Genomic DNA, 11,644 nt, shown 5'->3' with positions numbered 1-11,644 from the left:
TAAGGAGCTAGCAATATATGCTTAACTCCCTATGTTATTCATTAAATAGCTCTCATTGCAGGATGTGGCAGCGCACAAACTCGTGTCATTGCAATACTTTTTGAGGCCCAGCACCCCATACATCCAGCCGCCTTAACAATTGAAGTACCACCTGGACGCTTAAGGCTTTTTTTACTCACAGATTCCCATTCTTTTTGGTTTCTTGTCATAAGTAAAACCTCCTCTCAAAATTTGCATAGTGTCAATAGACCCAATCGCTATGCACCCTGATATTACCATATGAAAAATGTCGAAGTAAGGGGAATTGTGTAAAATATTCTAAAAATATACTTAAAAGGTTTTTATATCAATAAATTAGAGAGAACTAAATATAAAAAAGATTGGATATGAAAATCCAATCTTTTAGCCCATACTTCCCTTATGCAAAAATTTTTCATTATCTACCTCATCAAGATAATCATTAAACCAAGTCCATATCCCGACAAGCCCAAGCATCCACCTCGACCTTTAAAGCAGGTGAAGCCAAAGCCACCACATAAATCATCGTCATACAAGGCAGGTGGTCTCCTAAAAACTGACCCATGATTCGTTTTCTGCTCTCAGCATCAAACTCACCTACCAAATAAAACACAAGCTTCGTTATATCTTCCACTTTCATATCTGCCGCTTCTACATTGCGTTTTACATTCTCTAACGCTAGCTCGAGCTGTTCCATCGGGCTCTCTGGGATGGTCCCATCGACTTCCATCCCCACTTGCCCTGATAAGGTTAACCACCGCTGCGGCCCTGTTGTCTCTATTTGATGGATGTACGGTGCAACTGGTGCGTGAATGGTCTCAGGATTACGTGATGTTTTCATTGATCAAACCCCTTTTCTGAAAATACAATCAATTTATAACTATCATACCAAACTTTCTTCCCATCCTATCTGCGTATGCTCCGAACGAAGCCAAAAAAAAGACCTTTCTTCAAAAGAAAGACCTCTCTAAAATGATGACCCGCTCCGATGCTCAATTTGATGAATCCAATTCAAATCCGCCTCTAAATGAAGCAGCGTGCCAGAAATCAATAAGTACCGACTCTCATCACCTTGCACAAGACATTCCGTTTTTAGCTTCGTGAGTTCCATCACATCTTTCATGATGACGGCTTTCTGCTGCTGAAGCATTTCTTTTTCTTGATGAAATCTGATTTTCCGTGCACAGCCCCATTTAAAGTGAAAATCATCCTTTGCAGCATGATATGGAACAGGTGCCAACAGCCATGATTCCAGCTCTTGTCTGCCTTCTTCCGTCACGTCGTACAACTTTCGATCTTGGTCATCTATTCCCACTGCTGTCACCAATTGATCACGAATTAACCGATCAAGCGTCGTGTAGATTTGACCCGGGTTGATTTTTCCTTTTATTCCGAGCAATGATTCCAGCTCTAGCTTTAATTCATATCCATGATGTTGCTGCTGACAGAGCGATGTTAAAATTCCGTATTTCACTGACATATGATTTAACCTTCTTTGAGAGATGATATCATCTCTATTTTACTCGCTGTCGCACTAGAAATCCATGAAGCCGCTAAACTGAGTGCAATTCCTGCGATCACTGCCAGCATTAGATGCACAAACGGCAATTGGAATGAAACAAATCCACCCAGCCAATCAGATTGGCTTGAAATATATAGAAGAATCACACCAAATAAAATGCCGCCAATCACACCTGTTAACCCAATGAGCACACCTTCTCCGACGATCATTTTTCTCACCTGCTGCTTTGTCAGCCCCAGCGCCCGCATGGTGCCAATCTCAGATGTTCGTTCAAGCGTGTTCATCAGCAGTGTATTGGCTGTTCCAATGCTCGCGAGCCCCATAATGAAAATGAGCATCATAGAAATTAACTCGTTCATACCAGTGAAAGCCGATGTCGTTGATTTAATCTCATCCTCTACTGTTTTCACCTTTGAAAGCCGCTGTCCAAAGTCTTCCCATAGCTGATCTCGTAAAGACTCACCGGCACCTTTGTCTTTTAACGTAAGCAGGATATCAAGAGGCTGCGCCCACCCTAAATCCTCTTGTAAAAATGTCTGATCGACAAATGCCACATAACCCGAATGATGAGAAGTCTTGACCACATCAATGACTTGTAACTGTTGCCGGCCAGAAGGTGCATTGAGATACACACTCTCTCCAATACGCCCACCCCATTCATCAAACGCACGCTCTCCTAACACGATAGAAGGCGTTTCTGATAATCGTTGATACAAATCGCCTTTATTGTCACCTTCTATAAAAGACGGTCCCTTTTCCTCTACGCCGATCAGAGAAAATTGTCTTTTCTCTCCATCAGCCGTTTCCCATGTCAAAGGAGCCGCTTCCATCATCGGTTTCACCCGCTCAACAGCCTCATAGGATGACAGCTTTTCTTGATCCGCTTTCGTCCATGGCGCTTCAGAAGTAACCCTGAGATCGCCTCCATACGTTTGACGAATCTCTTTTTCGTAGCCGTCTGGAGCCGATTCAATGACCGCACTTAAAAGCAAGATCACAACAATCCCAACAGCTAGAATGGCCGCCGTATTAGCATTTCGATTCAGTTGCTGCGTGACATGCTGCGCTGATAGATGACCTGGATAGCCAAAAACCAGCTTCAAAAGAGGCGCCAACAACCGGTTCAAAAAGAGCAGGAAAAATGGGAATAACAGAACCATGCTGGCTAAAATGCCAAGATAAGCAGCCGGATGATCCACCCATATGAATGAAAGCAAGCCTATCCCTATCACCGCCCTAATGACCGATCGTTTTTTCGGTGCAGAAGTTTGGGTAGTGGATTTTAAAGTCAGCAGCACAGACGTTTTCCCTGCATGATAGATCGGAAATAACGAAAACAGCACAGGGAACACAATACCAATGATCACGGAAATTACAACAGGCACTTGCCAATCTAACGAATACACCATATCAAAAGCGAACACACCAAGCAGTGTTTGCATGAACACATCTCCAAGCCAAACGCCAATCGGCACCCCAATGGCTGTTCCAATACATGCCAAGATCAAAACCTCAATCAACATCAGCTTAGAAACAGAGCCCTGCGTATAACCAAAGCTCTTCATAATCGCAAATTCCTTTTTCCGTTCCATCACACTCGTATAAATCATATTAAACACGATAAAACCGCTCATAAACATCGACAGCCCTGCGATGAGGTAAAAGAACGTGTACAACCCGCCAATGTCATTACTTTGCCGGTCATCCGCCACCACAGGCTGGACAAAAACATCGGCATCCTTGAACTCTTTCTGTAAAGATTGAAAGAGCTGCTCTCCGCCATCATTCGTCTGAAATCTCATATAAGAAAGCTGATGATCGAGTCCCGTCCAGTCTCTCAATAAATCAAGCGGCGCCATCACACGAAAACTCGATGATTCTGCACCCTCCCAGTCACTCGGACTTGAAAGCAGCTGTGTATATTCCACAATGGCAGATACCTTCGCTTCGCCCAAATCAGAAAAACGAATGGTATCTCCCACTTTTTTATTCAGCAGCTTCGCCACAACATCTGGTATGACCAACCCCTGATTATCCAAACGCCCTTCAATCACAGGCAGCTTCAGTAAAGAGCTCGTTTGATCTTGTACTCCGGTAATTCGTACCGCCCGTTGGTTAAGAGAGTGATCACCTTCTACATCAAAAAACGTCTGTTTATCCAGCGCTAATAATGATCCTGTCACATCAGGATGCTTTAAAATGGATGAGATCTGTTCCTCATCATACGTATGATCATCACTCAACACCCAATAATCTGCATCAGCGACATACATTTGCTCATAGTAATGAAACACATCATTTGTCGTTCGATCGGCAATGAGCATCGACGTGACAAAAGCAATCCCCACCATGATGCCTAAGACAGAAATGGCGAACCGCTTTTTATGCTGAATCATGTTACGCCATGAAATTCGCCACATACTGAGCATAATCATCATCCTTTCTAGAGATCACTTGATCAATAACACCATCTTTAAAAAGGATGATTCGATCCGCAAATCCTGCTGCGAAAATATCATGCGTCACCATGATAATCGTCTGCTTGCTTTCTCGATTGAACTTGCACATTAACGCCAAAATATCCTCCGCTCTATGCCGGTCCAAGTTCCCCGTCGGCTCATCTGCTAACAACACTGACGGCTGATTGACTAGAGCTCTTGCAATCGCTACACGCTGCTGCTGCCCGCCGCTCAGCAAACTAGCCCGTTTCCGTCCAAGTCCATTCAAGCCAACAGCCTCTAACAGCTCTACAACCGTCTGTTGATTCTCCTTTGTTAAACGTCCATCTGCATGCAGCGGAAACGCCACATTTTCTTCGACAGTTAATGTAGGTAGCAACTGATAATTTTGAAACACAAACCCTATCTGTTTTCGGCGAAAAATCGTTCTCTCTTTCTCATTCATCTCACTCAACTGATGCTCATCTATCAAAATCTCTCCATCAGTAGGCAGATCAAGCCCGCCTAACAGCTGAAGTAATGTACTTTTTCCAGAACCACTCGGTCCCATCACCGCTACAAACTCCCCTTCTTCTACCGTCAAATCAACGCCCCTCAGCACCTCAGTCCGCTCCTGGCCTTGAAAGAATTCCTTCTTCACATTCTCGATCTGAATCATCTGCAAACTCCTCCCATCCCTTTACGGAGTAATTATATACTAAGTATATATTATTTCAACATTTAAATCATGATAATATGTATTTATGTCTTATTTTTTACTTACTAAATACATAAAAAACCCTTTAGATTTTCATATCCAAAGGGTACATCATGCTATAATTCTTGTTTTCTAAAAAGAAACCATCCGATGAGAAAAAAGAAACCAATCAATACCGATACACCTAGAAAGCTTGTGAGTGCCTGATCCGAATAAGTCCCTCTATGAATCATCTCCTCAGCCGCACTTGTGACGCCTTTAGGTGCAAACTTCCCTAATGTATTCTCATAAAACGAAGGAACGGTAAACAGGATGAGATTGATCAAAAGGGAAACGCCGCCCGCAGTCACTGAGCGCTTAAAGAACGCCGATGCACAAATGGTCGATACTACAATAAGCAGTAAGTTTGGATAATACAAAAACGTTCCTTTTAACACATCGCCCCAAGCCACATGCCCAAATTGAATGTCTACATAATAAACGGAAGCTAGAACCGCCACTACCAAACTAAACAAAGTTAAACAGGCATAGGCACATATTTTTGAGGCATAATAACTCATTCGACTGATCGGTTTCACCATAATCATCGCCGTCACCCCAGAGGCACGCTCTCCAGCAATCGTCCCCATCACGATCATAATGAGGATAAACACGCCGAGTGAATCAAATTTACTCAATGCACTAGCTAAAGCCTCTCCAGCACTAGGCTCTGGTATATAAAATGTAGACCCTTCAGGTAAATTAGCGGATTTCGATAAAAGGTCCGGCAGCATTTTGAGCGTAATAGGCTGTGTAATCATTAAAATCGTAAAAATGATCGGCACAAATAAGATTTTATAACTAGTGAATAACTCCCTAAATTCCTTTTTCAACATCATCATGCCGTCACAACCTTCATGAAAATATCTTCAAGCGTTAGCTTAGATAGTCGATATTGGAGAAGAACACCGCCAGTTTCAGTGATGAGACCCGGCAGCTCCTCCAATGCCGTATGTTGATCTTTGACTCGCACCTGATAAGTGCCTCCTGTCTCAATACATTCCTCCACCCAATCCCGTTCTTTTAACAAAGCCACTAGTTTCGTATTCTGTTGTTCTAATTGAAATTCAATCACGGGCTGGATATAGTCTTCTTTGATCTGTTTCATCGAAGAGGACATCTCAATTTTGCCGCTGTTGATCATGATAATATGATCGGCCACACGTTCAATGTCATCTAAAATATGGGTCGACATAAAGATCAGCATCTCATGCTTTAGACGCTCAATCAAAGTCAGGACGTCTTTTCTCCCCATGGGATCAAGTGCCGACACAGGCTCATCTAGGATCAGAACCTGTGGGCTATTGATCAGCGCCTGCGCAATGGCAAGTCTTTGCTTCATGCCTCCACTATAGCTGCCAATTGCACGATCCTTCGCCTCATACACACGGCAAAGCTTCAACAGCTCCTCTGTTTTGGAACGAATGATGTTTTTCTCTAAATGAAATAACCCGCCAACCCAATGCATCCATTCCTGCCCCGTCATATCTTGATAAAATGCAGGATGCTGCGGACAGTATCCAATCACCTGACTGATTTGATCCATGTCCTTTGTGGCATCAAAACCTGCCACCTTCACAACGCCAGACGTAGGACGAGCAAGTCCCGTCAAAATCCGGATCGTCGTTGTCTTCCCCGCTCCATTGGCTCCTAAAAAGCCAACACATCCAACCTCCCCAACAGAAAACGAGACATCTTTTAACACTTCATGCCGTCCATACGATTTCGTCAGCTCGTGACACTCCAACATATTCAAGCGAATCCCCCCTACTAAGATTGTTTACGACCAAAAATGAAATACGCAATAGGACCAGCACTCGCCACAAACACAATCACCAAAGCCCAAACCCACTTCACTTCTCCCCTAATCCTCGATGGATCTCTTTTCAACAAATCAAACAAACCAATCACCATTAAAATCGCTTGCAGAAAAATAAGAGGTAAAATCATCTTCATATCCATCCACGCCACTCCCTTTTCAAACGTCAATTTGTTTTGGTATTACTTCTTTTGACGACATGAAGAGAGAATTCGTTCAAATGGATTTTATTTTTATTGGTCGAATGGTCTATAAATATAAAAAAGCCCAGTGAAGGTTATTCACTGGGCTTGCTGGTTTATAGATGCTGATGATAGCATACACAAAAAATTCTTTGTGCAAATTTCTTACAAAGCTTAAATAGGCTCAATCAATAAATTTAAGCGCCTTTGATTCAGGTATATTAGTTTTATTAGAAAAAAACATATACTCCGATGCTTGTCTCTTTCTGTCAGCACTATAATTCAATATATAAGTTTTATATGATAATGAAGAATACATCTTTTTTATTTCTTCATTATAATCATAAGTAACTATCCACTTTTGATCGTTTAAAGCTTCCTGAATTACTTTAGATAATTTATAGTGATCTTCATGTTTAAAGAAATTTGTATAAAGACCTGGCCCCTTTTGATAATAAGGAGGGTCGAAGAAAGTAAACGCGCCCTTTGTATCGACAATCACATCGCTAATAAATTCTGTTGCATCCACATTAAATATTTTAAATTTATCTCTATTATCACCTATAATTTTAACTTTTTCTATAAGCTTTTCTTTAGAATATCTGCAATCAAGTTTATAATTACCGCTTTGAGTTATGCCACCTATAACTCCTGCCTTTATAATACCAGACCTGTTTGTTCTATTTAAAAAGAATGTAGAGAAACCTAAGCTTAATAAAGATTCTTGATGCTTATTTTTTTGTATCTCTTTTTGTTTAAACCAATTATCCATACTAATAGGTGTTTCTCTTATTAAGTCTATAAATTCTTGATTTTTATACAGCACACAATACCAAAAGGCATATATTGATCTATCATAGTCATTTAAATACACTTGTTTAACTTTATCATTAATTAACAACTGTAAAGAAACTGCAGATCCACCTGCAAATGGTTCTATATATATATTACTATCATTAAACTCTATTAATTGTTCTACGTATTTATATGTCTTAAATTTTCCACCCGGATACCTTAAAGGGGAGGGATTTGTCATTTTTTCACTTCCTATAGTACAACTTACATTTTAAGGTCAAACAGGCATTTCTTCGCCTTTTTTATTAAGATTATTTTCTTTGTACTCTATAAGTCTACTCTCATTAGATGTCACTAACAAATTGTTTTTCTTAGCCGCATTATTAAAAGTTCGTGAAAATTGAATTAAGAATTCTACAACGATATTAAAATTGTCTTTCATCCAATGCTCTATGATAACTTCTAGTATAATTTTATTATCTTTAAACCACTCTTTATATTTCTCTCTATCTTTTTTAAAACGAGAATATTTTTCTGATTTTGGGCCGTTATTTACTAATGAACGTTTAGAGTATCCATACTGAAAGAAATCATTAAATATATTAGTATCATCATCTAATTTTTCAATATAATCATATAAAATTGCTTCGGGTGATTCTGAACAAGGTAATTTAACAATTACTTGATTATTTTCGGCATGATCATTATATCCAAAAGGCAATTCCCTTATTTTGTTATTTATAACCTTACTATCAACATCTCCATCTAATAAAAATATACATTGACTGAAATAATCAAAGTCCTGTGTTAATAATGTAAGTAGTTGATTTGAACCGATTTTTGTTTTTAACATCTTTAAATAGGGTGATATCAAACTGTATCTATAGATATCTTTTATTTCTGCATACTCCATTATTTTATTAAAGAACCAACGTGTCTCTTCATCCTCAGAATATATTAATATTTGTTTACTAGATTCTAAACCTTGATATGTGTTGGTCAAATCATAATATATTCCACTCATTTTGGGATTTCTATGAATTTCGAGAATTGAATTAGCTACTGTTAAATAACACAGTTCAATGTTATTGTTTACTTCAATTTTATTATGCTGAATTTTTTTATTTATATGTTCCAGTAGGCTTAAACTATGAGTTGTAAAAACCACTTGAATACCTATAGTTTTTGCTTCTTTATATAAGAAGTCTATTAACTTATTTTGTGCAGCTGGATGAAGAGTAGCATCTATTTCATCTATTAAAAGCAATCCACCATTCCATTTCTCTTCATCCTCTTCTTTTAATTTTCTAAAGGATAATACACTCATTAAAATTTGTCCTAAATTATCTTGTCCAGCAGAGTTAGTCAAGTAGTCATAATGTTCAGTAGAAACTCCTATTGATTTCTTTTTATCCACTTCTGATATACTTAGAGAAGTTAAATTTGTGTATTTTTCTTCACTTGATAAGATCATTTTATAATGATTATATAAATAACTCTTATCTGATTCATCTAGTTTTTTTGTGTTTTTTATTTCATTTACCTCACTAGACTCTCCAATAGGATACAAACGGCTTAACCCCAAATAGTACGTTGGCCACTTTATTTTCTTTTCAGTTTGTCTTTTATCTGTTTTCATTGGTACTAACTTATACCTTTTTTTCTTCTCAGCCCAGTACGCTCTAAAAGATAATTCTTCAGTAAAATCGAAATCATTAATACTTTCGGGCAGTTCTTTAAAATGAACTTCGTATAGATTATTACCTGACAAATCAAATTCAGGAGAAAACTTCACTATTTCATTTAAATGAGCTCTGAAATTTTGTCCAAAAACCGTAATTGCATCACTTTTTTTATATTCTCCACAATGTCCCAGTAGTCCAAGTAATGTAGATTTACCCACGGCATTATGACCAGCTAAACATGTGAGATATTTACCTAATTTAATCTCAGTATCTTTAAAACGACGATACTTATTAATGTAAATATTGTCTATATACATTCCTAATATCTCCCTCAACTAAAATAATAGATAAAAAAACCTTCAATTACTTATTATTGTAAATGAAGGTTTAAAAATTTGGTAGTTTTATTTTTTAGTGCAAAGATATCCCTTACTCCACCGTCACACTCTTCGCAAGGTTACGTGGTTTATCCACATCACACCCGCGGTGAAGTGCTGCGTAGTAAGCGATTAGCTGTAATGGAACAACAGATGCAAGTGGTGCAAGTGCTGGGTGTACAGCTGGAAGGACGAAACGGTCGCCTTCGTCTTCTAGGCCTTTTAGTGAGATGACACATGGGTTTGCACCACGTGCAACGACTTCTTTAACGTTACCGCGAATGCTGAGGTTCACGTGCTCTTGCGTGGCAAGGGCAATGACCGGTGTGCCTTCTTCAATTAAAGCAATTGTGCCGTGTTTGAGTTCTCCGCCAGCAAAACCTTCTGCTTGGATGTAAGAGATCTCTTTTAGTTTGAGTGAACCTTCAAGGCACACATAGTAGTCAAGTCCTCTTCCGATAAAGAATGCGTTACGTGTCACTGTGAAGAAGTCACGAGCGATTTGTTCCATTTCATCCTTTTGATCGACAAGGGCTTCCATTGCGTTTGCTACAATCCCAAGCTCTTTCACAAGGTCGAAGTCAAGAGATTGACCATTTAATTCAGCTGCAACAGATGCAAGGATCGCAAGAACAGCGATTTGTGCTGTGTAAGCTTTTGTTGAAGCCACTGCGATTTCTGGTCCTGCATGAAGAAGCAATGTGAAGTCCGCTTCACGAGAAAGCGTAGATCCTGGTACGTTTGTGATCGTTAATGCTTTATGACCAAGCTCTTTGACTTGAACAAGTACAGCACGGCTGTCCGCAGTCTCCCCAGATTGAGAAAGGAAGATGAACAACGGTTTTTTCGATAGAAGCGGCATGTTGTAAGAGAATTCACTTGCTACATGAACTTCTACAGGTACTTTCGCCCAGTCTTCAATGTATTGTTTACCAACAAGTCCAGCATGGTAGCTTGTTCCGCAAGCCACAATATAAATGCGGTCTGCTTCTGCTACTGCGCTTGCGATATCGCCAGCAACTGACAACTTGCCGTTTTCGTCTTGATATTCTTGGATGATTTTGCGCATCACTAGCGGCTGTTCATCCGTTTCTTTTAACATGTAGTGAGGATATGTGCCTTTCTCAATGTCGCTTGCATCTAGCTCAGCGATATAAGAAGGACGTGTCATGATATCACCGTCAAGGTTTTTAATAATAACCTCGTCTTTAGTAACAATGACCATTTCTTTATCCATTAATTCCGCATATTCGTTTGTTACTTGAAGCATCGCCATTGCGTCAGAAGCCACAACGTTGAAATCTTCGCCGAAACCAACCAATAATGGGCTTTTGTTTTTCGCCACATAGATTGTTTCTTTGTTTTCGTTATCGAAAAGGGCAATTGCGTAAGAGCCTTTTAGTTGAAGAAGCGTTTGACGGAAAGCTTCCTCTGTATCAAGACCTCTATTCACAAATTGTTCGATGACTTGAACAACAACCTCTGTATCTGTGTCGCTTTTTAGTGTGACGTCTTGTAAATATTCGCGTGTCAATTGTACATAGTTCTCGATGACACCGTTATGAACAAGCGTAAAACGGCCAGAAGCACTTTGATGCGGATGCGCATTTAGATGGCTTGGTACACCGTGTGTTGCCCAGCGTGTATGTCCAATTCCTGCTGAAGATGCCACGTTTGCATCAACGACTTCACGAAGCTCAGCGATACGTCCTTTTTCTTTGAACACATGCACGCCTTCTTCGTTTGCTACAGCGATACCTGCTGAGTCATACCCACGGTACTCAAGCTTCTCTAAACCTTTTAATAAGATTTCCTTCGCATCATTCTGACCAATATAACCTACGATTCCACACATAAATATTCTTCCTCCCGATCATGTGAAAGGGACAAAGAAAGCCTACTAAAATAGAAGGGACATTTCTTCGTCCCTCTCTACATGTTTATTTTGGGAGATCATGTGTATTCCCTTTGTACAAAGAGTCACCTCTTTGCTTTAAAGAAACACTTACGGCTGTGATCTCTATATTTGATCAGCCGGGAGGCATCCGCCG

General features: G+C 39.7%; 11 protein-coding genes. All 11 read right to left on the bottom strand.

The features are described from left to right. Positions 1 to 41 precede the first annotated feature (41 nt). Complete coding sequence (gene skfA, locus NST09_RS01135; protein ID WP_017366484.1) at positions 42 to 209, bottom strand: sporulation killing factor; 168 nt, start codon at positions 207 to 209, stop codon at positions 42 to 44. A gap of 251 nt (positions 210 to 460) precedes the next feature. Then, on the bottom strand, positions 461 to 859 hold the full coding sequence (locus tag NST09_RS01130; protein ID WP_057078691.1) for a RidA family protein: 399 nt from the start codon (positions 857 to 859) through the stop codon (positions 461 to 463). Positions 860 to 985: 126 nt separating this feature from the next. Beyond that, on the bottom strand, positions 986 to 1,498 hold the full coding sequence (locus NST09_RS01125; protein ID WP_007498534.1) for a PadR family transcriptional regulator: 513 nt from the start codon (positions 1,496 to 1,498) through the stop codon (positions 986 to 988). Between the two features lie 5 nt (positions 1,499 to 1,503). Then, positions 1,504 to 3,969 (bottom strand): FtsX-like permease family protein, encoded by a 2,466-nt coding sequence (locus NST09_RS01120; RefSeq protein ID WP_241511692.1) that lies wholly within the window; start codon positions 3,967 to 3,969, stop codon positions 1,504 to 1,506. Further along, entirely contained in the window at positions 3,938 to 4,657 is a 720-nt protein-coding gene (locus tag NST09_RS01115; protein WP_008343922.1) for an ABC transporter ATP-binding protein, read from the bottom strand. Before NST09_RS01115 ends, NST09_RS01120 begins: the two co-directional genes overlap by 32 nt. A 155-nt stretch (positions 4,658 to 4,812) precedes the next feature. Continuing rightward, on the bottom strand, positions 4,813 to 5,577 hold the full coding sequence (locus NST09_RS01110; RefSeq protein ID WP_050826855.1) for an ABC transporter permease subunit: 765 nt from the start codon (positions 5,575 to 5,577) through the stop codon (positions 4,813 to 4,815). Further along, positions 5,574 to 6,491, bottom strand: coding sequence for an ABC transporter ATP-binding protein (locus NST09_RS01105; RefSeq protein ID WP_342493244.1), 918 nt, complete (start codon positions 6,489 to 6,491; stop codon positions 5,574 to 5,576). The genes NST09_RS01110 and NST09_RS01105 overlap by 4 nt, the downstream gene beginning before the upstream one ends. Positions 6,492 to 6,505: 14 nt before the next feature. Next, positions 6,506 to 6,697 (bottom strand): PLD nuclease N-terminal domain-containing protein, encoded by a 192-nt coding sequence (locus NST09_RS01100; protein ID WP_025206634.1) that lies wholly within the window; start codon positions 6,695 to 6,697, stop codon positions 6,506 to 6,508. Between the two features lie 223 nt (positions 6,698 to 6,920). After that, complete coding sequence (locus NST09_RS01095; RefSeq protein WP_342493243.1) at positions 6,921 to 7,772, bottom strand: DNA adenine methylase; 852 nt, start codon at positions 7,770 to 7,772, stop codon at positions 6,921 to 6,923. 36 nt (positions 7,773 to 7,808) lie between these two features. Further along, a complete protein-coding gene (locus NST09_RS01090) occupies positions 7,809 to 9,533 on the bottom strand; it encodes an AAA family ATPase (RefSeq protein WP_342493242.1) in 1,725 nt (574 codons plus the stop codon). A 112-nt stretch (positions 9,534 to 9,645) separates the two neighbouring features. Further along, the gene (glmS, locus tag NST09_RS01085; protein WP_008360582.1) at positions 9,646 to 11,448 is read right to left on the bottom strand and encodes a glutamine--fructose-6-phosphate transaminase (isomerizing); all 1,803 of its coding nucleotides are present in this window, start codon (positions 11,446 to 11,448) and stop codon (positions 9,646 to 9,648) included. Positions 11,449 to 11,644 lie beyond the last annotated feature (196 nt).

The sequence above is a fragment of the Bacillus sp. FSL W7-1346 genome, assembly GCF_038593335.1.
Lineage (GTDB): Bacteria > Bacillota > Bacilli > Bacillales > Bacillaceae > Bacillus > Bacillus altitudinis.
This window is presented reverse-complemented; position numbering and strand designations above follow the sequence as displayed.

Excerpts from the sequence above, each read along its gene's own strand:
- NST09_RS01095 (WP_342493243.1), bottom strand. The coding sequence starts at position 7,772 with ATGACAAATCCCTCCCCTTTAAGGTATCCGGGTGGAAAATTTAAGACA.
- skfA (WP_017366484.1), bottom strand. The coding sequence starts at position 209 with ATGACAAGAAACCAAAAAGAATGGGAATCTGTGAGTAAAAAAAGCCTT.
- NST09_RS01130 (WP_057078691.1), bottom strand. The coding sequence starts at position 859 with ATGAAAACATCACGTAATCCTGAGACCATTCACGCACCAGTTGCACCG.
- NST09_RS01110 (WP_050826855.1), bottom strand. The coding sequence starts at position 5,577 with ATGATGATGTTGAAAAAGGAATTTAGGGAGTTATTCACTAGTTATAAA.
- NST09_RS01115 (WP_008343922.1), bottom strand. The coding sequence starts at position 4,657 with ATGATTCAGATCGAGAATGTGAAGAAGGAATTCTTTCAAGGCCAGGAG.
- glmS (WP_008360582.1), bottom strand. The coding sequence starts at position 11,448 with ATGTGTGGAATCGTAGGTTATATTGGTCAGAATGATGCGAAGGAAATC.
- NST09_RS01100 (WP_025206634.1), bottom strand. The coding sequence starts at position 6,697 with ATGGATATGAAGATGATTTTACCTCTTATTTTTCTGCAAGCGATTTTA.
- NST09_RS01125 (WP_007498534.1), bottom strand. The coding sequence starts at position 1,498 with ATGTCAGTGAAATACGGAATTTTAACATCGCTCTGTCAGCAGCAACAT.
- NST09_RS01090 (WP_342493242.1), bottom strand. The coding sequence starts at position 9,533 with ATGTATATAGACAATATTTACATTAATAAGTATCGTCGTTTTAAAGAT.
- NST09_RS01120 (WP_241511692.1), bottom strand. The coding sequence starts at position 3,969 with ATGCTCAGTATGTGGCGAATTTCATGGCGTAACATGATTCAGCATAAA.